Source organism: Billgrantia campisalis, from assembly GCF_022341425.1.
Classification (GTDB): Bacteria; Pseudomonadota; Gammaproteobacteria; order Pseudomonadales; family Halomonadaceae; genus Halomonas; species Halomonas campisalis.
Map to the genome: position 1 here is coordinate 237,408 of NZ_JABFUC010000006.1, position 23,724 is coordinate 261,131.

Here is a 23,724-nt window from a genome sequence, read left to right on the forward strand (position 1 = left end):
TACTAGGTAGACGCTTGGCCGGAGCTTGTCGAGTTCACGGCTTGGGAGGCGGCCCGGGCCCCGCGCTGGAAGAGCAGGCTGCCGGCGATGACCAGCAGGGCGGCCAGGCCCAGGTTGGGAGGCGTTGCCTCGCCGAGGGCCAGTACCGCGATCAGGGTGCCTACCACGGCCGCCACGGCGCCAATCTGGCTCAGATAGACGGGGCCGGCGAGCTTCTGCAGCACGAAGAAGAAGAGGTAGAGCACCGTGAAGACCGTGGCCTCCACCGCCAGCAGCCGCAGCACGGCCTCGCGGGTAAATAGCAGCGGCAGTTGACCGGGCTCGAGGAGCAGCGACAGGGGCAGCAGGGTGGCAGCGCCACCCAGCAGCATCAGTGCCGCCAGGAAGAGCGGTGAGCCGCCCTCGGGCCAGCGCAGGGTGCGGTAGATATTGCCGAGTGCGAGCACCAGTGGCATGGCCATCACCAGCAGGGCCCAGCCTGGAGCACCGCTCATGTCGCCGGCCTTGGCGACGGCCAGCACCAGGCCGCCGCCGAGCCCCAGGATCACCCCCGACAGGCGCAGCAGGCGCAGGCGCTCGAGTTTCAGGCAGACGGCCAGCACCCAGGTGATCAGGATCGGGAAGGCGAAACTCAGCGAAATAAATCCTGCGCCCACATGGCGGATGGCCACGAAGGCCAGGGCATTGGGCAGGGCCAGCAGGGCACCGGCCACCAGGGCATACTCCAGGGTGCGACGGTTGAAGCTCAGGGGCCGCCGGCGTAGCGCGGCGAGGCCCATCAGTACCAGGCCGGCGCCGGCCATGGCGACCATCAGGAAGCTGACCCGGGGGGCGCCGGCATCATCGGCCAGCTTGGCGACCGTCAGCGACAGGGCGAGGAAGCTGCCGACCAGCAGCAGGCAGCCGAGCGCCCGGAGGCCGGGCCGGGGGGATCCCTTGTGCGGGGAGGTGACCTTGGTCATCATTCGGCTCCTATAGCTTTCAATGAAGTATCTCGACATAGAGTGACTTTGTGAGAAGTATCTTAGTGTCAAGATTAATAGTTGGCAATGGTGGCGAGGCCGATCGATGAACAGAGTGAAACAGGCGGTGAGCCAGTGGCAGCGTGAGTTGCCCGAGCTGGACCTCTTGCCCATGGAGGTGGTGGGCTATCTGAAGACCAGCCAGTTGATCACCCAGGGGCGGCTGAACGCCTTCTTCAAGGCGCATGACCTGCAGGCCGGAGAGTTCGATGTGCTGGCCTCACTGCGCCGTGCCGGGGCGCCCTATGCGCTGACGCCGACCCAGCTGTTCGAGGCGTTGATGATCTCCTCCGGGGGCATGACCAATCGCCTGGACCGCCTGGAACGTGCCGGCTGGATTCAGCGTTCACCCAACCCCGAGGATCGCCGCGGCGTCCTGGTCTCCCTGACGGAGCAGGGGCTGGAGCTGATCGACCGGCTGATCCCCCGTCATGTGGAAAACGAGGCGCGGCTGCTCGACGGCCTGAGCCGCGAGGAGCAGGAGACCCTGAACAGGCTGCTCGGCAAGCTGCTCGACGGCCTGGAAGGGGAGTAGCCTGGTCGGGGAGCCACCCACTGACGCAAGGAGAGCGTGATGGAGGTAGCACGGACGCCGCGGCTATCGCCCCGAGGACGAGGCGACGGTGATCCGTCTCTGGGAAACCTGTGGCCTGCCCCGCCCCTGGAACGACCCGCGCCCATGTAGTCGTCGCTGGGGCCCAGGCAATTGGCCAGCAGCACCGTCATGCCGCTGGCCTGCTTGGCCTTCTCAAGTGCCGTGTTCTACCTCCTGGCGCTGGGCCTGGCGGGCTTCCAGGGCACGCAGGGCATCTTCCTTGAGCGGCAGGCGCAGCGCCCACAGCAGGTCGTCGCGATAGTAGCCGAGATCCTCGAGGATGGCGTCGTCGTATTCGAGCAGCGGCAGCATGCTCTTGCGGAAGCGCCGGCGGCGGCGATAGGCCCACCACCAGTGCTCGAGGGCATGAATCAGTTCCAGTGGCGGCGTGGCCGGCAGATAGAAGTCAAGCCTGGCAGGGGGTGGAGGGGGTGGCGGTGGTGTGTCCTGCGCGGACTCGGCGCGGTGAAAGGGTTCGTACTGACTCATCTGGCACCTCCCAGCGGGCGGCCGCATCAGCGGCTATCGGCAATGGCTTCGGGTTGATGGGAGGGTCGCGACCTCTGGGGAAAAGCATGGCCCCGGCCTTTTGATCAATCCAGCGAAAAGCTCTACATTTACCGTTAAGAAATATTGAAAGGTGATGACCATGACCCCGATGCCAATGGTCGAACGTGCCTCGCTGCCGTTGCTGGATATCGAGGTGCTGCGGACCTTCGTCGCCATCGCCGAGAGCGGCAGCTTCACCCGTGCCGCCCGGCAGGTGTTCCGCACGCCTTCGGCGCTGAGCATGCAGATCAAGCGCCTGGAGGAGACCCTGGGACAGACGCTGTTCGTGCGCGAGGCGCGCCGGGTGCGCCTCACCCCGGAGGGCGAAATGCTGCTGGGTTACGGGCGGCGGCTGCTCAAGCTCAACGAGGAGGCGGTGACCCAGTTCCTGGCGCCCGCGTTGGAGGGTCGGGTGGGTTTCGGCACCACCGACGACGTGGGGACCCGCATCCTGCCCGGCGTCCTGGCACAGTTCGCCCGCTCGCATCCGGCGGTGCAGGTCGATGTGGTGGTGGGCAGCGGTGCCGCCATGCGCCAGCGCTTGGAGGCCGGCGAGTTGGATCTGATCCTGGTCACCGTCGCCATGCATGGCCAGTCGACGCAGGATGAGGTGGTGCACAGCGAACCGCTGGTCTGGGCCGGGCGCGAGGGTGGGGTCGCCGCCCAGCGCTCGCCGTTACCGGTGGCACTGGCCCAGCACGGTTGTCCGTGGCGCAAGGCGGCGCTGGACGCCCTGGACCGTACCGGCCTGAGCTATCGGGTCGCCTACACCAGTGAACACTGCGCGGGGCAGGAAGCCGCCATGCTCGCCGATCTGGCGGTGTCCCCCTTCCCCCTGGCCTTGATCCGAGCGCCGCTGCGACGGCTCGACGGCGATACCCTGCCGCCGTTGGGCGACTACCAGGTGGCCCTGGTGCGTCGGGATGGTCTCGGTGAGGCCGGCGAAGCCTTGGCGGCACGAGTGATCGAGGCCTTTCGCGACCTGCGCGGCTAGATCACCATGCTTCGACTCCATCACTGTGTCGGCGCGCTCCTCCGTCCCCTGGGGATGCTCGAGTAGCTGGGCCGGCCCTATGCACTGATGATGCTCCCCTTCCCGCCTCGATCGGGCTAGGAGGCCTTACCCAGCTCGATGTCGGATCAACTCGCCCGCCCAGGGCAGGGCTTCGGGATACGCCTCGCCGTCGAGGACGAACTCCTGGCCCCGCGCCGCCGCGGTCAATTCCGCGTGATCGGCGTGCCGCCGCCAGCGCTGCCGGTTGGCGTGGTAGCTCAGCGGCGGGCGGTTGCCTTGCGGATAGCACCAGGCGGGCAGGTGCCATTGAGAGACCCGCTCTGCGTCGGGGGCGGTCAGCTGGCGCTCCGGCGCGGCGCGGGGGAAGGTCCCGGCGCCGGGCAGCGGCGCGTCGAGCCCCGGCAGGGCAAGGCGCTGGCGGGCCAGATAGAGCGCGTTATTGGGATCGGCCCCGCGCCGGAAGTGGGGGTGATAATGCGCCCAGGCGTACGCCGGGGAGCGCGCCTCGTCGACCGGCAGGATCGAGTCGATCTGCAGCCAGCCCCAGATGAGGTGGCAGGGCCGCGTGCCGGGCACCCAGCGCCAGGTGGTGCCGTGGCGCTCGATGCGCCGAAACAGTCCGAAGAACAGGAACAGATCCCCGGCGCCGACCCCCTGGTTGCGCAGGTGCCCCTGGGCCTGGCCGCTCTGGCCGAAGAGCGGGCGCCAGCCAGGCGCCCGGGGCAGCATCCCGGCGCCCAGGTCGGGATCCAGATGGGCGCCATCGTCGGCGCGGATCCGGCCTCGGGTCAGCGGCGTGACCAGGCTGTCCAGCGAGGTGCCGTCGACGGTGATATCGCCATAGCGAATCGTCGAGGCGGCATCCGGAATCGGCAGGGCCAGCAGCCGGCCGTCGGGCAGGATGGGGCTCGGCACACCCCCCGCGGCGGAGTCGAAGCCCTTGCGGCTAAGGATCAGTTTCATGCCGTCTCCTGGTCATGCCTCGGCGACACGATGCTACCAGAGGCCAGCGAGGCCCTCACTGGGGGGCACGATAGTGCGGCTTTCCTTCTCCGTAGCGACGATAAGGAACCAGTTATCCCGTGTCCCAGTACCCGGTCGTATCCTTCGTTGCCACATGGTGGCTCAGTTCATCGTGGGGGCGTCCAGCAGGAACTGCTGCGCCATCTGGGGCGGGGTAGCGGTGGAACAGGGCTGCGCCCACCTCGATGGACCGCTGGATCGCTTACCACCGGTTATTCGATCCGCAGCAGGCCTACCCCCCACCTTCACCGGAGCACGGAGCCCTGGATCAATCGCCATGCCGCTTGCGGCTGTCGGTGGGGGCCTGGTCGCGCTCGTGCATGCCGTAGTCGCGGATCACCGTGGCCACCCGCAGCCGGTAGTCGTCGAAGACCACGGCACGCCCCTGGTTCTGGGCGGCGCGGTGGTGCTCCAGTCGTCGCCAGGCCTCGATGGCCTGTTCGTCGCGCCAGAAGGAGAGCGACAGGACCTTGCCTGGCCGGGTCAGGCTCTCGAAGCGCTCGATGGAGAGGAAGCCGTCGATCTCGTCCAGCAGCGGGCGCAGCTCGGCGGCGATGTCCAGGTAGTGGTCGCGGCGGCCGGGCTTGGGCTCGACCTCGAAGATAACGGCGATCATGTCGGGACTCCTTGTTGGGCATGCTGGAAGGGGAGCGAGCCATCGCTCCTCCGCCTGTCGTGCCCGCTGTACGGTGAATCTGGCCAGGCGGGTGGCGACCCACTATGGGGATAGGTAAAGGGGGGAGGCGATGGGCCGGCGTGGCCCTGTGGGCTATTCGCGGAAGTGGTCGCGGATGCGTCGCGGGGCCTTGTCCCGCCAGGCGGCGATCAAGGCTTCGCGGACCCGCGGGTGGGGCGCTTCGCTCAGGTGGACCTGGGTGTGGCCGGGCGCGCCGCCCGGGGCCGGGCGAAAGGCCTCGGGGCAGGCCGCGACGATGTCGGGCTGGTCCTCGGCGGACAACAGCAGGGTGGCCCAGGTCGTCTCGGGGCGACCGAGCAGGGCAAAGACCTTGCCGCCGACCCGGAAGTCGGGATGGTCCTGCTCGGCATGTTCCACCACCCCGGGCAGGCCCAGGGCCAGGGCACGAAATTCGGCTTCTGTCATCACCGCCTCCCTAGATGCTCCGGACGGGGCTCGTTCTCAGGATAGATCGCTCTTCCGGCCTTGTCTGCCAGCTGGCGCTCTGGGCATCCAGGGCGGCGGTGGGGCAAGCCTCATGACGGCGGGAGAGGATCGCGACCGGGTCAATGCACTCAATGAGAGCCGGCCACCGCCGCCACTTGGTTGACCGCGACGATGGTGCCGCTCCAGATCATTTCGAAGTGAGCGGCTTGCACCATGGACGCGACCGGCCGTGGGGTCATGAGAGCCCAGCAGGTGGCGCCGGAAGCGCGAACCGAATGGTAGCGCAGCCCCGGCGTGCCCTCTTCCTTGAGGGCTAATCCCAGTTGGCGAGAGGCGCGGTAGTCGTCCGGCGAATAGATCTCGTGCTCGCGGTGAATCGTCAAGCCATCCGCCATTCCCGCCTCGTCGAAATCGCAGGCCAGGCCGCGAAACACGAAGCGCTCGTAGCTCAGGTCGGGAACATGGCGCCAGTAGGCCTCTTGATGGTGCTGCACCTCGGCCAGGGCCGTATCCATGGTGTCTCCCAGGTAGAGGACGCCGAAGCTGCCGTCACTGAAGTGCGAGCCATCAGGATTCACATGGGTGAACGGCGCCACCGCATAAGAGCATCCGGGAATGCCGAAGGGGATCGCTTCTGGAGGGATCAGGTCGAGGCGACCGGCCTCGTTCTGTAAGCGTGGATTGGTCAGCGCCTGCAGCTCATAGAGCGCCTGGAACTCCTCGGCACTGGCGACGTCATCGAAGACGTTGATCGGCGGGAACTTGGAGTTCACCAGGCGGTAGGCGCGCCGCTGCTTGCCTGGTAGCCGGGGAAGGGCCCCCAGGCTCACCATTGCGCCCCCCGCAGGGAGTCGATCCGCTTGAAGGTCTCGTAGAGAGAGATGAAGTCACCTTGCGCCATCACTTCCAGCGGCGTGCGGCCATGGAAGAAGCCGTTGTGGTTGGCCATGGACATGAAGCCGTAGAGGTTCTCCGGGTTGTCGAAGACCACCCGCAGCGCCGAATGGATGTTCAGTACCAGGCTGATGCGAGCGAGCTGGTCGGCATCGAGGCTGACCTCCCAGGCCGGGTCGCGCCGCTTCGCCCGCGCATAGGTGCTACGGGAGACACGCAATATCGCCGTGCCCTGCTCACCGGTCGCGCCCCACTTCTCGAGAATCGCGACAGCCGCCTTCAGCCCGGTCGCTGCAGTGGACTTGCGGTGGGTTGCAGCTTCCATCGCGCTCATGTCGATACTCTCTCGGTGTCTATAGACACAATATTAACCTATGAATGCCTATGGATACAAAGCGAGCCTGGGTTTCGAGCTCCGCCTTCATCGCCGCAGTCGATCATCCTGGCGGCGCCAAGTTCTCCGGCGGCCGGTGCCAGCCATCGTCCCGCTACTACTCTGGTGCCGGGTCTTGATCTGCTAGGATGACTGTTTGCTCATATGATATGACGCATGAGGCGCGACGGTTGTTTGGTCGCGCGTGCTCAGGAAAGGAAGCCCATCGTGATACACCCCCAAGACGGACGCTTGAGGCTGGATCGCCAGCGCTTGAAACACCATCGCAAGCAGCTAGGGCTGAGTCAGGAGGCCCTGGCCGAGCACTGCTTCGACCGTCGCCTCTGCGTCTCCATCGCTTCCATCAAGCGGGCCGAGAGCGGCCGGCCGGTGCTCTACCGCACCGCCCGCCACCTGGCCGAGATCTACGGCGTCGAGGTCGAGGCCCTGGCGGCGGATGCCGGTCAGGACGCCGCCGCGCCAGCGTCCGAGATCGAAGACATGGAGCTCGAGCGCGTCTTGATCCAGCTGCACGCCGTGGCCGCCGACACGATGAGTCTGGCCACTTGGGTCGAGCATTTCGGCGGCCGCTTGACGGAGGAGGGGGCGGCCCTCTTCGGGCTACCCCGGGCCTACCGTAGCGATGCTCAGCGTGGCCTGCTGTGCGCCGTGACCCTGGTGGAGCAGGGGGTGGCCCGGGGCGTCTACCTCCAGGCCGGTCGCTGGCCGGCTGGCGCCACGCCTTCGAGAGCGGAGGGGCTGAGCGGCGTCTGGGTCGAGCGAGGGGTGGCGGTGCAGCTGGCGGAGCGCTTCGTTTTCGACGATGAGGGCGGGGCCTGGCTGCGCTATCGCCACCCCCGGGACGAGGCCCAGGAGGCCCGCTTCGAGCTGGTGGGGCGCCGGGTGCAGCTGGGTCAGTTGCACGCCATTCTGGAGAGCACCCGGGCCTACCAGGCGGGCCATCTGATCTACATCCGTGGCGTGGCCGGCATCGGCAAGACCCGCCTTAGCGCCGAGTTTGCCGAGATGGCCGCGGCCCATGCCGATCACCATCAGGCCGAGGTACTGGACTTCGGCACCCGCGCCGACGAAGGCCCGCTGATGCAGCTGACGCGTTCGCTACTGCAGAGGTCCGGCGAGGCGATGGATGAGACGATGGACGAGGCGCACCTGCTCGCCCACCTGTCGGCGCTGCGCCTGCCGGAGGATCATGCCATGCTGCTGCGTCCGCTGCTGGGGCTGGCCCAGCCGGCGGACGCACGGCGTCTCTATGCGGCCATGACCCCCGAGACCCGCGCGCAGCGCCTGATCCAGGCACTGCGCGACATCATCCTGGCACGCTCCATTCATCGCCCTCAGCTGCTGGTGGTGGAGGATCTGCACTGGGCCGATGAGGCCCTGCTGGGCACCCTGACCGGGCTGCTCCAGGAGACCCTGGAAGCGCCGGTGATCTGGCTGTTCACCTCGCGTCTGGAGCAGGACCCGCTGGAGACCCGCCTAAGGCCGCAGCTGCCCGAGTCGCCGCTGACACTGATCGAGCTTCCCCCGCTGCGCCCCCAGGAGGCCGAGACCCTGGTGGCCAGCTTCGGCACGGTGCCCGCCGAGCACGCCGCGCGCTGCGTGACCCAGGCTCAGGGCAACCCGCTGTTTCTGACCCAGCTGCTGCTGTTTCATCCCCACCGCAGCTTGCCGGCGAGCCTGGCCAACCTGGTACAGACCAAGCTGGACCAGCTCACCGACCTGGATCGTCGTGCCATGTGCATCGTCGCCGCCATGGGGCAGCGCTTCTCCCTGCCAGCCTTGCGGGAGCTGTTGGGACAGCCCGACTACCGGCCCGATCTCCCCCAGCGCCATAGTCTGGTGCGTCCCCTGGGCGAGGGGAGCTACCGCTTCGTGCATGACCTGATCCTGCAGGGCATCTATGAAGGGATTCCCAAGGTACAGCGCGACCGCCTGCACCTGCGCCTGGCCGAGCACTATGGCGAGGCGGAGCCGGGGCTGCGGGCGCGCCACCTTCATCGGGCACGCTCCCTGGAGGCGCCAAGCGCCTTCCTGCAGGCGGTGGTCGCGGAAATGGCCCGCTACCGGCACGAGGAGGCCCTGGCGCTGCTGACCCAGTGCCAGTCCATCGACTATGCGCCGAAGGATGAGTACCGGCTGACGCTGCTGCAGGGCCAGGTCGCGATGGCGACCGGGCGTATTCAGGCGGCGCGGGAGTACTTCGAGGCGGCTCGCCGCTTTGCCCAGGAGGAGCGGCAGCGCATCACCGCGGACCTGTGGCTGGCCCGGGCGTTGAACATGCTCGATGCCCTGGAGGCGGAGGAGGCGATACTCGACGAGCTGCTGCCCCTGGCCGAGGCGCTGGAGGACCCCTTGCCCCTGGCCGAGGCGCTCTATCTCAAGGGCAACCTCTATTTTCCCCGGGGCGACTTCGCCACCAGCCGGGCCTATCAGACCCGGGCCCTGGCGCAGGCCCGCCGCGGCGGCGATGTGCGCACCGAGATCCAGGCCCTGAGCGGGCTCGGCGATGCCCACTATGCCGAGGGGCAGATGCGCAGCACCCACGAGCTGTTCACCCACTGCGTGGCACTCTGCCGGGAGCACGGCCACGCCGACCTGGAGGCCTCCAACCTGTTCATGCTGGGCACGGCCCGCATCTACGCCAACGAGACCGGGGCGGCGCTGACCGACTGCTTCGATGCCGCCGAGCTGGGCAAGCGGGTCGGCAATCGCCGCGCCGAGGTGGTGGCGCGGCTGACCGCGGCCTGGATCCTGATTTCCCAGGGAGAGCCCGACGGCGCCGACGAGCAGGTCGCGCAGGCGCTGTCGGTGGCTCGCGGCCTGGGGTCGGGGCGCTTCGAGGCCTTTCTGCTGGAGAGTCGCGCCCGGGTCGAGCTGATCACCGGGCGGCCCGCGGAGGCGCGAGCCAGCATCGAGCGCGCCTGGCAGCTGGTGGAACAGCACGGACTCAAGGCCTTTATCGGCCCCTGGGTGCTGGGCACCCGGGCGCTGCTGGAGGAGACCCCCGAGGCTCGCCTGGCGACGCTGGAACAGGGCGAGGCGCTGCTCGATACCGGCTGTGTGGGGCACAACGGCTACCGTTTCCTGATCGCGGCGGCGGAGGTCTGCCTGCTTGACCACCGCCCCGCCGCGGCCCGCCACTATGCCCGGCGCCTGACCCGGCTGATGGCGGCGGAGCCCTGTGCCTGGGGCGAGCACCACCGCGCCCTGATCGAGGCCCATGCCGATTGGCTGGAGCATGTCGACGAGAGCGGCGAGGCCGGCGCCCTGGAGGCCCTGCGGGCCTGCTGGCGCCGGGGCGAAGCCGCCGGCCTGCGGATGACGCTGCCCTGTCTGGCCGCCGCGCGGCTGTAGTCGACAGCCCGGGGCGTCACGCGTCCGACTGACCGGTATGCCCGAGCAACTGGGCGACGATCTGCGCGGACTGCTCCAGGCTCTGCTCCTGCAGGCCGGCGCCGCGGGTCCAGCCGCCGGCAAACAGCAGCGGGCATACGTCCTGGCGGCCCTCCAGGCGCCCCCGGGCGGCGGTCCGGTTATAGCGCGCGACCTCCGCCTGGGCCTCCAGGCAGTCGGCATCCAGCACATTGTGCTTGAACATCGTCCAGGCCTTGGCCTCCAGCTCGGGGTCCAATGGTGGCAGCCGGTCCCGGTAGCCCGCCTCGCCGGGCGTGGCGTTCGCTAGCGCCGCGGGCGCGTTCAGGGGGGAGGGGCGCCGGTCGAGCATCTCGCGACGGGGAATCCGGTTGAGGTCATCCACCAGCGAGACGAAGTACTGGGGCAGGCCGGCCCGGTCGTAGGCGGGATTGCCGGCATCGTTCTGGTGGCGATTGGCCACATAGTCGATCCGGTAGGGGAAGAAGGTGTCTTCGCGGTCACGCACTTCGATATTGTAGGTGCGCCACAGGTTGCGATTGGGCGGGAGACGGGCGGCCGCGGTGTGGCAGACGCCGAAGCCGCGGGTGTAGCGCACCTTGCCGAGGATATGCTGCAGGGCCCGCTGGGTGTCGGCCAGGCCGTCGCCGAACGTCAACATCGGCAGGGCATCCTCGGCATGGGTGGCCATGATCAGCAGGTCGGCCTCCCAGCGCCGCTCCCCGGCGGCGTTGCGCTCGGTGAGTGTCACGCCTCGCGGCGAGAGGCTGGCCTCCACTTCGATACCGCGCAGAATCGTGACCCTGGGCCCCTGGATCTGCGGGTTGGCGATATGGGCGGCCAGGGCCTCCAGCCAGTGCTGGGCGCCGTGCTCGAAGTAGCGGCGATCCGGGGGCGAGCCGCCCTCCTGAATACGGTAGTACTCGAAGGGGGCCTGGAGCGGCATGCCGCCGGGGCCGCGATCGTCGGCGAAGTACATGGCCGAGATGCGGGGGTAGTAGATGGTGCCGCGGATACGCTCCAGGCGGGCCGGTAGTGCCGGGTCCTGCCAGTCGATGTCGATTTTCAAACGATCCGCAGCGGCGGCCAGCATCTCGGAGGGAGCGGCGACGCAGCCGTCGAAGAAGTCGTCCACCGTATAGCGGGGGGTAATCCGCTGGCTCTCCACCAGGTCGATGGCGCTCTGATGCACCACGGTGATCAGCGGCGCCAGCTTGCCCCCTTCGGCCTGGCTCAGCTCGTGGGCGGGATCGCTGACACCGTGGACCAGGTCGCGGTCATCGGTCAGGGCAATCGTCCCGTCACGGCTGAAATAGCTCTCGGTATTCTCCAGCGGTTTCATGCGGTCCAACTCGCCGATTTCGCCGAGCACGGCGCGCAGGCGATCGTAGGTGGCCAAATTGACATCGTTGACCCCCAGGTCGGCCCAGCGCCGATAGGGGGAATCGGGCTTGCCCGGTTGGCGCCGACTGCCCAGGTCGACCCACACCGTCTCGGCGTTGCCGCCCAGGGTGGTCTTGCGCTCGAAGAGGGTGACCTCGATCTCCCGGGCCGTCTCGCCGCCATATTTCTGCAGATAGTAGGCCAGCGACAGGCCGGAGACGCCGCCGCCAATGATGGCGACGCGCAGCGGTGCATTGTCCATATGGTACTCCCCAAGCATTGGTTTGCTTCAGGGTCGGTCAAGGGCGCGTTGCAACCAAGGGGGCAGAACCAGCTGATACCGAAGTGATCCGTTGGGACTTGCTGCGGCCGGCGCCTGTGCTGGCGGTGATACCGAGCTGATGCTGACGTCATGCGGCATCGGGACTGGAATGGATAGGGCAAAGCCGCGGTCGGCTTCATCCGGCCGCCGATTCCACGACCCCTGCCACGACACTCGCACGAGGTACCGACCGATGAACGCTCCCCATGATATTGATAAGCAGCTGATCGCCCACGACTTCCGTGTCGCCATGCATGGCAAGCTCGAACCTGAGCAGATCGATGACGCCGTCGAGGCATTGGTGACCTCCGAGAAGGCCTACGGGGCTACCGGAAGCGTGGCCAGCCTGATCTTCTACCTCCAGTTCCAGGTCAACATCACCGATGGCAAGACCTTCGACGGGCACGCCGGCGGGGCCTCTTCGCCGGGCGGCGGCGCGCTCTTCGGGCATGTCTATACCAACGATCTCGACCGGCTCTATCGCGATACCGTGAGCTTCGAGTTTCAGTCAACGCCGGTCTATCTGAGCGTGCTGTTCTTCGACCGGCACAGCAAGCTGCTGGGCCACTTCCAGTCGGGCGCTGTCTCCATCGTGACCGGCATCGGCGGCGGCAAGGGCAGCTGGAGCTGAGTCGCGCCATTGGCTTTGTCCCCCCGGGGCGCCGTCGGCGCCCCGCAACCCCCCCTCGACCTGAGCGCGTAGCCAGGCGATCTCCTCGGCCCGGATCGCCGGCTCGATGGTCTTCGGCACCATGGGAATCTCGTCGATGCGCGGGTCGCGCATCAGCGTGGCAGATACCTCCCCCCACCACCTTGTCGCATTCATCCAGTGCGCGGTAGAGGCCTCCGGCGTGCGCAGGTCATAGCCGGCGGCGAAGGCGTGGCAGGTGTCGAGCACCCGGCAGCATGCGGTTGTACCCAATCTAGGTAGTTCTACGGACATCGATCTGCGTGATGCACCCTAAGAAATAACAGCAGGGTAATTTGCGAAATCCTTCGGATTTATTTTCGATTTCATCGGTTTATTCTGCACGGGTCAGGTTTCTGACCAGTTCGATTTTTATCATTAAAACAAACAAGGGCGTTCTTGATGCTTTGTAATTTTTTTCGAGTTCGCCAGGAGAAGATTTTATGAGCGTCAACAGGCGTAATTTCCTCAAGTACACTGGTGCCGCCGCAGTGGGTACCGTCATGGCGCCGAGTATCGTCAAGGCCCGGGAAACCTTCAACTGGCGCATGACCACCAGTTGGCCCTCCGGGTTTCCGTTTTTCCAGTCGGGGCCTGGCTCCGCCACGGACTTCGCTAAACGTGTGGAAGAGATGTCGGGGGGGCGCATCAAGATCCGGGTCTATGGCGCCGGTGAATTGATACCTGCATTCGATGGCTTCGATGCCGTTTCCCGGGGGCAACAGGTTCAGCTGAATCATGCTTGCTCCTACTACTGGGCCGGGGAGTCGTTCGCTGCCCAGTATTTCACCACCGTACCTTTCGGCATGACCTTTCAGGGGTTCAATGCTTGGCTGGCGCATGGCGGTGGCTACGAACTGTGGAAGGAAACCTACGAGCCCTACAACCTGATCCCTCTGGCAGTGGGCTGTACCGGCGCGCAGCCGGTGGGCTGGTTCCGTGAGCCCGTCACCAGTGTCGAAGACTTCCGCGGCCTGAATATCCGCATGCCGGGGTTGGCCGGCGATGTCTACAATGCCATCGGTGCCAATGCCCGACTACTGCCTGGAGGGGAAATATTCGCCGCCCTGGAGCGCGGTGCCATCGATGCGGCTGAGTGGGTGGGGCCCTATCTCGATCGGGCACTGGGCCTGCATAACGCGGCCAAACACTACTATTCTTCGGGCTGGCACGAGCCTTCCACCACCACCGAGGTCATTGTCAATAAGGACGCCTACAATTCCCTGCCAAGTGACCTCCAGGCCGTGCTTCACAATGCGGCGGCAGCCTGCAATATCACTTCCCATACCTGGATCGAAGCCCAGAACGGCGACGCCCTGCAAGATCTGATGAATAACCATGGCGTTCAGTTCAACACCCTCCCCAACGACGTCATCATGGCCCTGTTCGAGGCGACACGCGACATTCTCGCGAGCGAGGCCAACAAGGACCCGCTGGTGAAGCGAATCAACGACAGCTTCTGGGAATTCAAGAAGAAGCATGATGGCTGGCAGGCCAACAGCGAAACCGTATTCGCCAATACCATTAGCCACTATGGACAGGGCATGATCTAACCTCGTCCAGGCCCTTGACTTCGACAACCGCATCGAAGCCAAGGGCTTTTTCTGTCTGGCCTTTCGAAAGTCCCGCTTACCTTGCCTGACGTCCACCGGGTGCCCGCCCGGAGGGGGAGTTCACATGCTGCGTTTCTGTAAGTCGCTCGAGCGCCTGCTCGAGCGTATCACGAGCCTTGCCGGTTTTATTGGCGGAGTGACCATGGTCATCATGATCGCCTTGATATTCGGTAATATGCTGAGTCGTTATGCCCTGGGTATTGGAGCGGTCTGGGCTCAGGAGCTGGAGTGGTACCTGCTGTCGGTCATGGCGATGATGGGGATCGCCTATGCCATGAAGTTCGACGACCACGTTCGCGTGGACATTCTGTCGAGCCGGTTCAGCCCCGTGGGCATGATATGGCTGAATCTCATCACCGCGATCCTGGTGGCGCTGCCCTGTGCACTGCTCATTATCCATTACAGCTTTCCGTTCGCCGAGAGCTCGATGATTCGCGGTGAGCGCTCACCGAATTCATCAGGGCTTCCCTGGCGTTGGATACCCAAGTCCATGGTGGTCGTTGGTTTCGTCTTCGTGGCGACAGAATCGGTACGGCAGGCGCTGGAGAACAGCAGGCGCCTTATTCAACACTACGCTGGGAGTGCCTGAGTCATGCCGTTGGAATATTACGCTCTGGCCATGATCGTTGCCTTTTTCGTCCTGGTGATGACCGGCATTCCGGTTGGCTTCGTAGTGGCTTTCGTCGGTTTCGTATTCGGCTTCATTGGCTTCGATGGCTGGCTGTTCGAGCTGCTGCCCTCGCGGATCTACGGTGTCGTCTCAAACTACACTCTCTTGGCGATCCCGCTTTTCGTCTTCATGGGGGTGATGCTGGAGCGATCGAAGATCGCCGAGCGTATGCTCGACGTGATTGGCCACCTGTGTGGTGGCCTACCGGGCGGGATGGCGCTGGCGGTAATCATCGTGGGTGTGCTGCTGGGGGCGGCGACGGGAATCGTCGGTGCGGTGATCGTGACACTGACCCTGATGGCGATGCCTACCCTGGTACGCCGCGGCTACAAGAAGACGGTCGCGTGCGGCACCATCTGTGCCGCCGGCACTCTGGGGCAGATCATCCCGCCAAGCCTGGTACTGCTGGTGCTGGCGGATATCATGAACCTTTCAGTCGGCAGCCTTTTCGCCGCCGCCCTGGTGCCCGGCCTGCTGCTGGCCGGCATGTATCTGGCCTACCTGCTGGTGCTAGCGTTTTTCTTTTCCGCCGATGTGCCCGCCATCGATGAAGATGAGCGCGCCGCCGTCAGCAAGCTGGCGCTATGCAAGGATTTTTGCAAGGTGGTAGTGCCACCGCTGTTGCTCATCTTCGCCGTGCTGGGCTCGATCATTGGTGGCGTAGCCGCCCCAACGGAAGCCGCCTCGGTAGGGGCAGTGGGAGCCTTGCTGTTGACGATCATCTCCGGGCGCATGACGTTCGCGGTGTTCACCGATACGGTAAAGACCTCGCTGCGCGTCAGCTGCATGATCTTCTTCGTGCTGATCGCCTCTCAGGTCTTCGCCTTGGCCTTCAGGGGGTTGGACGGTGAGTTCCTGATCGAGGCGATGTTCGAATGGGTGCCGGGCGGTATGTATGGCACGCTGATTTTCATGCTGCTGCTGATCTTCTTCCTGGGGTTCTTCCTCGAGTGGATCCAGATCTCCTATATCGCCGTACCGCTGTTTCTGCCCTTCCTGGCAAGCCAGGGCGACATGTCCATGGTCTGGGTGGCCATCCTGATCGCCATGAACCTTCAGACCTCCTTCTTGACGCCGCCCTTCGGCTGGTCGCTGCTGTTCATGAAGGGGGGGGCACCACCGGGGATCACCACGGGCGACATCTATAAGGGGGCCATTCCTTTCGTCCTGATCCAGGTCCTGGCCCTGGCGTTGATCATCGTTTTCCCAGAGGTAGTGCTATGGTTGCCCGCGGTGGTAGGATGGTGAGTTGCTATAATCGTTAGGGCAAAATTGGCGATCAGGCCCTGCCAATCCTCGTCCGACATAGAGGTTGGCGGGGCTTATCGCTCAACAATAATAAATGAACAGGTGTGCGCCAGTGTTCACGTTCAGAACCAAACTGACGCTGCTCACCTTGCTACCTCTGTTGGTTCTCATTGCAGGTGTCACTTTCTTTGCTATCCATCAGAGTGCGCGGTTGAGTGGGGTGCAGTCGGACATCCTCAAGGATGGGTTGCTGCAAGCCAAAAAGGCTGAGCTAAAGAATTATATGGAGTTGGCCTATACGGCGATCAGTGACATATACGAAGACCCTGCTTTGTCCAGAAATCAGGCACAAGGACGCGTGGCGGATGCCTTTCGTCGCATGGAGTATGGTTCCGATGGCTACTTCTTCGTTTACGATTACGATGGAGTGAATATCGTCCATCCCCGCCTGGAGCATCTGGCGGGTCAGGATCTGTGGAACTTCCGTGATGAAGATGGGAACCTGCTGATTCAGGAGCTCATCCGGAAGGCGCAAGCGGGTGGTGGCTTTACCGAATACCGTTGGGACAAGCCCTCCGGTGGTAACTCGGAACCCAAACTTAGCTACTCCATTGGCCTGGATGACTGGGGGTGGATGGTTGGCACGGGGCTCTATCTGGATGACGTTGAACTGGTCGTCAGTCAGATGGAACGGCACATGGTCGGGAATGCGCGCAAGACGATTCTTCTGATGGCTTTCTTTACCGCTTCCTGCCTGCTCGTCATTGCGGTGATCGGCCTTGCGGTCAACCTGAGCGAGGCGCGTGTGGCGAATCGCAAAATGGTCAGGATGGCCCAGAAGACCTTCAGCTTCCTCGAAAAGGAGCGACGGCGGATCTCCCGCGAGCTCCACGATGGCATCAACCAGCTGCTGGTGTCGGCGCGTTTTAAACTGGAGCGTGTCGATGACGCCCTGGGACGAGGAGATCACCTTGACGCCTCCTCCTCTCTGGCCGCGACTGATCGCATCCTCGAAACGGGAATCCAGGACCTCAGGCGGCTCGCTTATGACCTGCGCCCGAGCATGCTAGACGATCTGGGGCTGGTGGCGGCTTTGGAGAGTCTCTGTTCGGGCCTGGTGGAGCGCAAGCCCGTCCAGATTCAGTTCGAGTCGAACATCGACAGCCGGCAGTGTCAGCCGGTCTTGGCAACGGCGCTGTATCGCATCACCCAGGAGAGCCTGCACAACATCGAGAAGCACGCCGGCAGGGTCCATCAGGTTAGGGTGAAGGTGCGGCGGCGTCGGAGTTGGGTGTACCTGGAGATAGAGGATGATGGTGAAGGCTTCGCCTGGCGCCCCGATCAGAGCCAGGAACAGGATGGCAGCGGTCTGGGGTTACGCAACATTCAGGATCGAGTCGACCTGCTGGGTGGTCGCCTGACGATCGATACGGCGCCCGGCAAGGGCGTGCGCATCAGGCTCAAGGTGCCGTATCAGCGTGCTACCAGCAAGGCAAGCGGAGAGAGAAGCGATGGACGGGTCTATAAGCGTACTTTTGGCGGACGATCATCCGCTGGTTCTGGAAGGCCTGCGCTACCGGCTGGAGGCCCAGCCGGGCATTGATCTTGTCGGGGTGGCGAGTTCGGGGCAGGAGCTGTTGACGCTGGCGCAGGCGCTGCAGCCTGACGTGGTGGTAACGGATATCACCATGCCAGGCCTCTCCGGCCTCGAGGCCTGCAGGATTCTGCGGGAGACTTGTCCTGCTATCAGGGTCCTTGTCTTGACCATGCACGACAATGAAGAGTACATCCGCCGTGCCGTCGCCTGCGGGGCCGCTGGTTACGTGCTCAAGGACGCTTCCGCCGAGCATATGGTCTTCGCCTTGCGCGAGGTGGCGAGTGGCCGCAGCCATTTCGGCTCCAGCGTCTCCAGGGCCCTGCTCGAGGAGAAGGAGGGGCGCTTGACCCAGCGCGAGACCGATGTCCTCAAGCTCATGTTCGAAGGCATGAGCAGTCGCGACATCGGCGAGGCGCTAGCCATCAGCGCTCGCACGGTGGAGTCGCATCGCAGCAATATCTATCGCAAGCTCAATACCAACTCCATGGCGCGCCTGTTTCGCTACGCGATGCGCCATGGGCTGGTGGAGCTGGAGTAGCCCGGTATCTCCCACTGGCCCTGGGCGGGCTGAAAGCCTTCGGGGTCCGCAGCGATGAACTGTTCCTGCCCTTCCGGGGTGAGCATGACCAAGCCCCAGGCCGCGTCGGGGAAACTCAGGGCGCCGAGAGCCGTCGTTCTCACTGCTATGCTGAAGTCAGGGTAATGGACGGCGAATGCGGAGCCGGAGCGGGTGGTGCGACATGAACAGCCGTATGCTGAAGCGAGTTCTGTGGTGGGGGCTGGTCAGCAGCCTTCTAGTGATCGCCAGCAAGGCGTGGACGGAGACGACGCCCCAGATGGCCAGAATGGACCCTGACGGTGTGCAACGCATCACCCAGGTGGGTGGCAACTACTACTTCGAACCCGAGCATATCGTGGTACGGGCCGGCATACCGGTGGAGCTGACGGCACGCCGGGTGTATGGTCTCACGCCCCACAGTCTGGTGATCCGCTCTGCCGAAATGGGACTCGATATCGAGGTTTCGCTCGATACCGAGGGGACCCTGATTCGCTTTACCCCCCGGCTGCCGGGACGTGTCGAGTTCTACTGCGATGAGCGCCTGTTGTTCTTCCGGAGCCACCGCGAGCAGGGCATGGTCGGGGTGCTGGAAGTGGTGGAGTGATCATGCTACCGGAGCTGCTGATGATGGTGGTCCTGAGCCTCGAGCCAAACCCGGTGGCGGCGGCGCTGGCGCGTTTCGAACAGCTCGACGCCTATCAACTGACCCTGCGCAGTCAGGGCGACAGCGGCGAGGAGGTGATCCGCTACAGCTATCGGCGTCCCGGCTTCATTCGCATGGACCTGATCATGCCCTACCGCGGCGCCGTGCTGATCTACAGCCCCGAGACCCGGCGGGTGCAGCTCTGGCCGTTCGGCAGCCCGGGAAATCGGCCGAGCGTGTCGCTCAGTCCGCTCAACCGCATGGTGCGCAGCGCCCGGGGACACCGGGTGGACCAGTCGGACGTAGGCACCCTGCTGCGCAATATCCAGCGCCTGCAGGAGCAGGGCACGCTCCAGCAGCTCGGTGAGGTCAGCCTCCAGGGCCGGCGTGCCCTGCAGCTGGTCGTGGAGGGTGCGCCGGACCAGCGAGTCGGGGAGGTGGCCCGCTACGAACTGTGGCTCGACAGCGAGACCTTGTTTCCACTGCAGGTGATCAGCCGTGATGACCAGGGCACCCGACTCGAGGTGGTGCGGTTCGAGGATATCGACCTCGATCCCGAGTTGCCGGCCGATCACTTCTCGCCGTAACACAAGGATTGGCTTTATCGCGATCAGGCCGGCTGCTGAGCGCGTAGCCAGGCGATCTCCTCGGCCCAGATCGCCGGCTCGATGGTCTCCAACACCATGGGGATCTCGTCGATGCGCGGGTCGCGCATCAGGGTGGTGAAGGCGTCCAGCCCGATGTTGCCCTGGCCCAGGCTGTGATGGCGGTCGACGCGGCTGGCGAATTCGCTCTTGGCGTCGTTCAGGTGCATGCCGCGCAGATACCTGAAACCCACCACCTTGTCGAATTCGTCCAGCGTCGCGGTGCAGGCCTCCGGCGTGCGCAGGTCATAGCCGGCGGCGAAGGCGTGGCAGGTGTCGAGGCAGACCCCGACCCGCGTCTTGTCCTCGACCTGATCGATGATCTCGGCCAGGTGCTCGAAGCGCCAGCCCAGGTTGGTGCCCTGGCCGGCGGTGTTCTCGATCACCGCGGTGACGCCGCGGGTTTCGGCGAGCGCCAGGTTGATCGAGTCGGCGATGCGGGTCAGGCACTCGCGTTCGCTGATCTTCTTCAGGTGGCTGCCGGGGTGGAAGTTGAGCAGGGTGAGCCCGAGCTGCTCGCAGCGCTGGAACTCGTCGAGGAAGGCCGCGCGGGACTTCTCGAGCCCGGCGGCGTCCGGGTGGCCGAGGTTGATCAGGTAGCTGTCGTGGGGAAGGATCTGCCCCGGGCCGAAACCGTGCTCGCGGCAGGCCGTGCGGAAGGCCTCGATGGCCTCGTCGGTCAGCGGCTTGGCGCGCCACTGGCGCTGGTTCTTGGTGAACAGGGCAAAGGCATCGGCGCCGATCTCCACGGCGCGCAACACCGCCTGGTCGGGGCCACCGGCGGCACTGACGTGGGCTCCGAGGTATTTCACGCGGGCTTTCCTCCCATCGACTCGCTCAGCGCCCAGGCCACGGCCTGCTCGGCGTGAATGGCCGTGGTGTCATAGAGCGGCACCGAGGTATGGGCCTGCTGAACCAGCAGGGCGATCTCGGTGCAGCCGAGGATCACCGCCTCGGCGCCATGCGCCTGCAGGGAGTCGATGATCTCGAGATAGCGCTGGCGCGATGCGTCGAGCACCCGGCCCTGACAGAGCTCGGTGTAGATCACCTCGTGAATGAGGTCCCGCTGCAGGGCATCGGGGACCAGCACCTCGATGCCGAACCCCTCGGTGAGCCTGCCCGCATAGAAATCCTGCTCCATGGTGAAGCGGGTGCCGAGCAGGCCGACGCGACGGATGCCATCGTCCGCCAGGCGCTGGCCCGTGGCGTCGGCGATATGCAGCAGCGGAATGTCGACCGCCGCCTCGATCTCGGGCGCCACCTTGTGCATGGTGTTGGTGCCAATGATCAGGAAGTCGGCGCCGCCGGCCTCCACCGACCGGGCCGCCTGGCAGAGTATCTCGGCGGTGGCCGCCCAGTCGCCGGCATGCTGCAGCCGCTCGATGTCCGCGAAATCGACGCTGTAGAGACACAGCTTCGCCGAGTGCAGCCCACCCAGGGCCGCCTTGACGCCTTCATTGAGCGCCCGATAGTAGCTGGCGGTGGACTCCCAGCTCATGCCACCCAGCATGCCGATGGTCTTCATGGGGCAGGTGACTCCTTGTCGTTACCATGCCCCGCAGCTTAGCCCGCGTGCTATCCGGCGCACAACGTCGCGTCAGGACGTCGCCCGGGTGGCGACGACCTCCAGATACTGCGCCTCGACCCGGGTGCTGCCGTCGGTGGCTTCGTTATGCCGGCTCCAGTGGGCCTCCAGGTCCTGGCGCAGGGCCTCGCGGCCGTCGTCCTCAAGCCGGGCCCAGGCGCGCTCGATGGGGCCAAAGAACTGCCTGTGGAACTCCACCACCTCGGGGACGGAAAACGGGTACTCGAAGATGACGGTGACCGGTGAGGTGCGCAGCTCGGTAATGCCCTCTCTCAGGCGCTCCCGCACCGTCGCGGGGTCTCCCCAGAGCGCGGGTGAGGGCACGCCTTCCGGAGGCGGCGCGTGGCGGCCGACGACCTTGAACATCTCGCCGATAAAGGTCTCGGGCATCCAGTTGGCCATGGCGATGGTGCCGCCGGGGCGGCACACCCGCACCAGCTCGGCGGCGGCGTACTCGGGGCGTGGAGCGAACATGGCCCCGTACATGCTCACCACCGCATCGAAGGAGGCGTCGGGCAGGGCGAGGTTCTCGGCATCGCCGACCTCGAAGCGGATATCCAGGCCCTCGGCACGCGCGCGGCTGCGGGCCTGTTCGATCAGGTTGTCGGCGATATCGATGCCGGTGACCGATGCCCCGGCGCGGGCCGCCGGAATCGCCAGGTTCCCCGTGCCGCAGGCGACATCGAGCAGTCGCAGGCCGGGGGTGATATGGCGGTTGGCGATAAAGTCGTCGGCGTGGTGCTGGATGAATTTGGCGACTTCTCCAAAATCGCCGGCCATCCAGGTCTTGCGCATGCCGTCCTTGATGGTCTGGATATCAGGCATGGTGCCGGTCATAGGGCCCCCTCGCATGGTTTCCCATGGCGTCTATGTCGAAGGGTAGGGTGTCGTCATCAGTGTAGCGGCTGGCGCGGCTTCCGGCGCAGCTGAGCCGTGCCCGACAAGCTGCGACCAACGGCCATTTTGCATCCATCGCCACTCTTGCATACTCTGGCTGAATTAAGGCCGCTGAGAGATTGGACTGACGAAACCCATCGAAGGAACACCGGGACTACCTCACGGATGCCAGCGCACCACCACGGCGTGCAGGGTAGGGCGGTAGCGTGGCTGGACTTCATGCCGTGCCGCTACCCCAAAGGGCTGCGGACCCCGGCAAAACCCTTGCCCAGCACATGGGTATAGATCTGGGTGGTTTCCACGCTCTTGTGCCCGAGCAACTCCTGCACCGTACGGATATCCGTTCCCTGGCTCAGCAGTTGAGTGGCGAAGCTGTGTCGCAGAGTATGGCAGGAGCCGGGGCGTGGTAGCGATGCGGCGCGCATGGCATGTCTGACCGCCCTTTGCACTGCCGATGGGTGGATATGGTGGAGAACAACCTTGCCATCCATATCGCAGCAGGGCCGGGTGGCGGGGAAAAGCCACTGCCAAGCCAAGGAAATACCCGCATTCGGGTACTTGCGATCCAGCGCGTGGGGTAGCGTCACCGGTACACGGCCATGATGCAGGCGATAGTCAAGTTGCTGTTTGGCCGTGGAGATTTGATGCTGCAAGGCGGGAATACAGGTCGAAGGGAGCAGGGTGGTTCTGTCCTTGTCGCCCTTGCCAGCTCTCACCGTAATAACCTGACGTTGGAAATCGATATCCCGGACACGTAGGCGGCATGTTTCGATGAGCCGCAGCCCTGAGCCGTACATCAATGTCCCCATTAGATACATGGAGCCAGAAAGGTGGCCCAGTACGCGCATCACTTCCTCGTGGGATAGCACCACCGGCAGCCGGCGAGGGCGCCTGGCGCGTGAAAATTCACCGATTTCTCCCAAGGGCTGCTCGAGAACATGGCGATAGAGGAAGACGATAGCATTCAGGGCCTGGTTCTGCGTGGCGGCTGCCACTTGGCGTTCCACTGCAAGGTACTCCAGGAAAGCACGCACCTCTGGCGCTCCCATGCTGGCGGGGTGCCGGATCCCATGGAATCGGATGAAGTAGCGTATCCAGTAACAGTAGGTTTTTTCGGTACGCGGGCTGTAGCGCTTCACCCGCATGGTGGCCTTCACACGGTCCATCAGCTTTGGCGGTCTGGTCTGCGTATCCATACGGCAGCTCCCTCTTGATATGGATATACATACAGTATTATTGGTTCCGGCAAAACGCGCAAGCGCGCGAATTCTGCATGAGTGGCCGAGCTATACTTTGGTGTTGGAAAAATCAATAGGTTAGGGGGGGAAGAAGCATGCTGGCGAACATTGTTGAACGAGCAGATGCGTTCATCCAATATCAGGACGTGCAGTCCAATCACTGTTGAACTAAACCGCTTCGCGGTAGCTGTCGTCGAATCCTGTCTTTTGCCCCATCGCACCACACTGTTCATTGACCCACGTGGGTCAGAGAACAGGAGTGATGACGATGACTGCCTTACGACAGAAGATGATCGAGGCCATGCGTCAACGTGGCTTCGCCCAACGTACCCACACCACTTACCTAATGGTGATCACGGATCTGGCGCGTTATTTCCACCGCCCGCCAGACACCTTGAGCACCGATGACCTGCAACACTTCTTCAACCATCTGGTCCAGGAACGTGGTTTGTCCGCCGCCAGCTGCCGCGTTTATCTGTACGGCGTGCGGTTCCTGTACCTGCAGGTGTTGCACTGGCCTTCGGTGGACGTATCGCCGGTGGTACCGAAGAAGCCGCAGCGGATTCCGGAACTGCTAACCCGCGACGAAGTCCGTCGGATCCTGACGGCGTGCCACAACCCCAAGCATCGCATGATGCTCGAACTGTGCT

General features: G+C 64.7%; 24 protein-coding genes. 12 read left to right on the forward strand and 12 right to left on the reverse strand.

All coding sequences use genetic code 11. The features are described 5' to 3' along the window. Positions 1–2: 2 nt before the first annotated feature. Positions 3–962 (reverse strand): DMT family transporter, encoded by a 960-nt coding sequence (locus HOP52_RS09555; RefSeq protein ID WP_238977144.1) that lies wholly within the window; start codon positions 960–962, stop codon positions 3–5. A 106-nt stretch (positions 963–1,068) separates the two neighbouring features. Between HOP52_RS09555 and HOP52_RS09560 the strand changes: the two genes are divergently transcribed. Further along, the gene (locus HOP52_RS09560) at positions 1,069–1,557 is read left to right on the forward strand and encodes a MarR family winged helix-turn-helix transcriptional regulator (protein WP_238977145.1); all 489 of its coding nucleotides are present in this window, start codon (positions 1,069–1,071) and stop codon (positions 1,555–1,557) included. A gap of 213 nt (positions 1,558–1,770) precedes the next feature. Here HOP52_RS09560 and HOP52_RS09565 read toward each other — a convergent pair whose 3' ends face one another. Continuing rightward, positions 1,771–2,106 carry a hypothetical protein gene (locus HOP52_RS09565; protein ID WP_238977146.1) on the reverse strand — a complete coding sequence of 112 codons (336 nt, stop codon included), beginning with the start codon at positions 2,104–2,106 and terminating at the stop codon, positions 1,771–1,773. A gap of 160 nt (positions 2,107–2,266) precedes the next feature. Here HOP52_RS09565 and HOP52_RS09570 point away from each other — a divergent pair, with 160 nt between their 5' ends. Continuing rightward, positions 2,267–3,160 (forward strand): LysR family transcriptional regulator, encoded by an 894-nt coding sequence (locus HOP52_RS09570; RefSeq protein WP_238977147.1) that lies wholly within the window; start codon positions 2,267–2,269, stop codon positions 3,158–3,160. 126 nt (positions 3,161–3,286) lie between these two features. On the opposite strand, the gene HOP52_RS09575 is transcribed toward HOP52_RS09570, so the two are convergent. The 5 genes from HOP52_RS09575 to HOP52_RS09595 form a co-directional block, all read right to left on the reverse strand. After that, the gene (locus HOP52_RS09575) at positions 3,287–4,144 is read right to left on the reverse strand and encodes an Nmad3 family putative nucleotide modification protein (RefSeq protein WP_238977148.1); all 858 of its coding nucleotides are present in this window, start codon (positions 4,142–4,144) and stop codon (positions 3,287–3,289) included. A 328-nt stretch (positions 4,145–4,472) separates the two neighbouring features. Then, on the reverse strand, positions 4,473–4,820 hold the full coding sequence (locus tag HOP52_RS09580; RefSeq protein ID WP_238977149.1) for an antibiotic biosynthesis monooxygenase family protein: 348 nt from the start codon (positions 4,818–4,820) through the stop codon (positions 4,473–4,475). Between the two features lie 153 nt (positions 4,821–4,973). After that, positions 4,974–5,306 (reverse strand): MmcQ/YjbR family DNA-binding protein, encoded by a 333-nt coding sequence (locus tag HOP52_RS09585; protein WP_238977150.1) that lies wholly within the window; start codon positions 5,304–5,306, stop codon positions 4,974–4,976. Between the two features lie 149 nt (positions 5,307–5,455). After that, a complete protein-coding gene (locus HOP52_RS09590; protein WP_238977151.1) occupies positions 5,456–6,160 on the reverse strand; it encodes an RES family NAD+ phosphorylase in 705 nt (234 codons plus the stop codon). Then, positions 6,154–6,555 carry an antitoxin Xre-like helix-turn-helix domain-containing protein gene (locus tag HOP52_RS09595; protein WP_238977152.1) on the reverse strand — a complete coding sequence of 134 codons (402 nt, stop codon included), beginning with the start codon at positions 6,553–6,555 and terminating at the stop codon, positions 6,154–6,156. The genes HOP52_RS09590 and HOP52_RS09595 overlap by 7 nt, the downstream gene beginning before the upstream one ends. A gap of 267 nt (positions 6,556–6,822) precedes the next feature. On the opposite strand from HOP52_RS09595, the gene HOP52_RS09605 reads away from it, so the two are divergent. Then, the gene (locus HOP52_RS09605; protein WP_309675242.1) at positions 6,823–9,969 is read left to right on the forward strand and encodes an ATP-binding protein; all 3,147 of its coding nucleotides are present in this window, start codon (positions 6,823–6,825) and stop codon (positions 9,967–9,969) included. Positions 9,970–9,985: 16 nt separating this feature from the next. Here HOP52_RS09605 and HOP52_RS09610 read toward each other — a convergent pair whose 3' ends face one another. After that, the gene (locus tag HOP52_RS09610) at positions 9,986–11,632 is read right to left on the reverse strand and encodes an FAD-dependent oxidoreductase (protein WP_238977153.1); all 1,647 of its coding nucleotides are present in this window, start codon (positions 11,630–11,632) and stop codon (positions 9,986–9,988) included. A gap of 253 nt (positions 11,633–11,885) precedes the next feature. Here HOP52_RS09610 and HOP52_RS09615 point away from each other — a divergent pair, with 253 nt between their 5' ends. From HOP52_RS09615 to HOP52_RS09650, 8 genes are all read left to right on the forward strand, one after another. Further along, entirely contained in the window at positions 11,886–12,323 is a 438-nt protein-coding gene (locus tag HOP52_RS09615; RefSeq protein ID WP_238977154.1) for a VapA/VapB family virulence-associated protein, read from the forward strand. A gap of 500 nt (positions 12,324–12,823) precedes the next feature. Next, entirely contained in the window at positions 12,824–13,933 is a 1,110-nt protein-coding gene (locus HOP52_RS09620; protein ID WP_238977155.1) for a TRAP transporter substrate-binding protein, read from the forward strand. A gap of 124 nt (positions 13,934–14,057) precedes the next feature. Beyond that, a complete protein-coding gene (locus HOP52_RS09625; RefSeq protein WP_238977156.1) occupies positions 14,058–14,582 on the forward strand; it encodes a TRAP transporter small permease subunit in 525 nt (174 codons plus the stop codon). A gap of 3 nt (positions 14,583–14,585) precedes the next feature. Beyond that, a complete protein-coding gene (locus tag HOP52_RS09630) occupies positions 14,586–15,911 on the forward strand; it encodes a TRAP transporter large permease (RefSeq protein WP_238977157.1) in 1,326 nt (441 codons plus the stop codon). A gap of 112 nt (positions 15,912–16,023) precedes the next feature. Next, positions 16,024–17,514, forward strand: coding sequence for a cache domain-containing protein (locus tag HOP52_RS09635; RefSeq protein ID WP_238977158.1), 1,491 nt, complete (start codon positions 16,024–16,026; stop codon positions 17,512–17,514). Next, entirely contained in the window at positions 17,423–18,046 is a 624-nt protein-coding gene (locus HOP52_RS09640; RefSeq protein WP_238977159.1) for a response regulator, read from the forward strand. Before HOP52_RS09635 ends, HOP52_RS09640 begins: the two co-directional genes overlap by 92 nt. A gap of 214 nt (positions 18,047–18,260) precedes the next feature. Next, on the forward strand, positions 18,261–18,671 hold the full coding sequence (locus HOP52_RS09645; RefSeq protein ID WP_238977160.1) for a cupredoxin domain-containing protein: 411 nt from the start codon (positions 18,261–18,263) through the stop codon (positions 18,669–18,671). Positions 18,672–18,673: 2 nt separating this feature from the next. Beyond that, positions 18,674–19,297, forward strand: a complete 624-nt coding sequence (locus HOP52_RS09650) for a LolA family protein (protein ID WP_238977161.1) — start codon at positions 18,674–18,676, stop codon at positions 19,295–19,297. Positions 19,298–19,320: 23 nt separating this feature from the next. On the opposite strand, the gene nfo is transcribed toward HOP52_RS09650, so the two are convergent. From nfo to HOP52_RS09670, 4 genes are all read right to left on the reverse strand, one after another. After that, positions 19,321–20,166, reverse strand: coding sequence for a deoxyribonuclease IV (gene nfo, locus HOP52_RS09655; protein WP_238977162.1), 846 nt, complete (start codon positions 20,164–20,166; stop codon positions 19,321–19,323). After that, positions 20,163–20,879, reverse strand: a complete 717-nt coding sequence (locus tag HOP52_RS09660; protein WP_238977163.1) for an aspartate/glutamate racemase family protein — start codon at positions 20,877–20,879, stop codon at positions 20,163–20,165. The genes nfo and HOP52_RS09660 overlap by 4 nt, the downstream gene beginning before the upstream one ends. A 72-nt stretch (positions 20,880–20,951) precedes the next feature. Further along, the gene (locus HOP52_RS09665) at positions 20,952–21,776 is read right to left on the reverse strand and encodes a class I SAM-dependent methyltransferase (RefSeq protein WP_238977164.1); all 825 of its coding nucleotides are present in this window, start codon (positions 21,774–21,776) and stop codon (positions 20,952–20,954) included. A gap of 290 nt (positions 21,777–22,066) precedes the next feature. Next, entirely contained in the window at positions 22,067–23,032 is a 966-nt protein-coding gene (locus HOP52_RS09670; RefSeq protein WP_238977165.1) for an integron integrase, read from the reverse strand. A gap of 310 nt (positions 23,033–23,342) precedes the next feature. Here HOP52_RS09670 and HOP52_RS09675 point away from each other — a divergent pair. Then, positions 23,343–23,724: site-specific integrase (locus HOP52_RS09675; protein ID WP_238977166.1), on the forward strand; the 382-nt coding region annotated here is incomplete at its 3' end.

Bases quoted from the DNA above. Each gene is read 5' to 3' on its own strand.
- HOP52_RS09555 (WP_238977144.1), bottom strand. From the start codon at position 962: ATGACCAAGGTCACCTCCCCGCACAAGGGATCCCCCCGGCCCGGCCTC.
- HOP52_RS09560 (WP_238977145.1), top strand. From the start codon at position 1,069: ATGAACAGAGTGAAACAGGCGGTGAGCCAGTGGCAGCGTGAGTTGCCC.
- HOP52_RS09565 (WP_238977146.1), bottom strand. From the start codon at position 2,106: ATGAGTCAGTACGAACCCTTTCACCGCGCCGAGTCCGCGCAGGACACA.
- HOP52_RS09570 (WP_238977147.1), top strand. From the start codon at position 2,267: ATGACCCCGATGCCAATGGTCGAACGTGCCTCGCTGCCGTTGCTGGAT.
- HOP52_RS09575 (WP_238977148.1), bottom strand. From the start codon at position 4,144: ATGAAACTGATCCTTAGCCGCAAGGGCTTCGACTCCGCCGCGGGGGGT.
- HOP52_RS09580 (WP_238977149.1), bottom strand. From the start codon at position 4,820: ATGATCGCCGTTATCTTCGAGGTCGAGCCCAAGCCCGGCCGCCGCGAC.
- HOP52_RS09585 (WP_238977150.1), bottom strand. From the start codon at position 5,306: ATGACAGAAGCCGAATTTCGTGCCCTGGCCCTGGGCCTGCCCGGGGTG.
- HOP52_RS09590 (WP_238977151.1), bottom strand. From the start codon at position 6,160: ATGGTGAGCCTGGGGGCCCTTCCCCGGCTACCAGGCAAGCAGCGGCGC.
- HOP52_RS09595 (WP_238977152.1), bottom strand. From the start codon at position 6,555: ATGAGCGCGATGGAAGCTGCAACCCACCGCAAGTCCACTGCAGCGACC.
- HOP52_RS09610 (WP_238977153.1), bottom strand. From the start codon at position 11,632: ATGGACAATGCACCGCTGCGCGTCGCCATCATTGGCGGCGGCGTCTCC.
- HOP52_RS09615 (WP_238977154.1), top strand. From the start codon at position 11,886: ATGAACGCTCCCCATGATATTGATAAGCAGCTGATCGCCCACGACTTC.
- HOP52_RS09620 (WP_238977155.1), top strand. From the start codon at position 12,824: ATGAGCGTCAACAGGCGTAATTTCCTCAAGTACACTGGTGCCGCCGCA.
- HOP52_RS09625 (WP_238977156.1), top strand. From the start codon at position 14,058: ATGCTGCGTTTCTGTAAGTCGCTCGAGCGCCTGCTCGAGCGTATCACG.
- HOP52_RS09630 (WP_238977157.1), top strand. From the start codon at position 14,586: ATGCCGTTGGAATATTACGCTCTGGCCATGATCGTTGCCTTTTTCGTC.
- HOP52_RS09640 (WP_238977159.1), top strand. From the start codon at position 17,423: ATGGACGGGTCTATAAGCGTACTTTTGGCGGACGATCATCCGCTGGTT.
- HOP52_RS09645 (WP_238977160.1), top strand. From the start codon at position 18,261: ATGCTGAAGCGAGTTCTGTGGTGGGGGCTGGTCAGCAGCCTTCTAGTG.
- HOP52_RS09650 (WP_238977161.1), top strand. From the start codon at position 18,674: ATGCTACCGGAGCTGCTGATGATGGTGGTCCTGAGCCTCGAGCCAAAC.
- HOP52_RS09660 (WP_238977163.1), bottom strand. From the start codon at position 20,879: ATGAAGACCATCGGCATGCTGGGTGGCATGAGCTGGGAGTCCACCGCC.
- HOP52_RS09665 (WP_238977164.1), bottom strand. From the start codon at position 21,776: ATGACCGGCACCATGCCTGATATCCAGACCATCAAGGACGGCATGCGC.
- HOP52_RS09670 (WP_238977165.1), bottom strand. From the start codon at position 23,032: ATGGATACGCAGACCAGACCGCCAAAGCTGATGGACCGTGTGAAGGCC.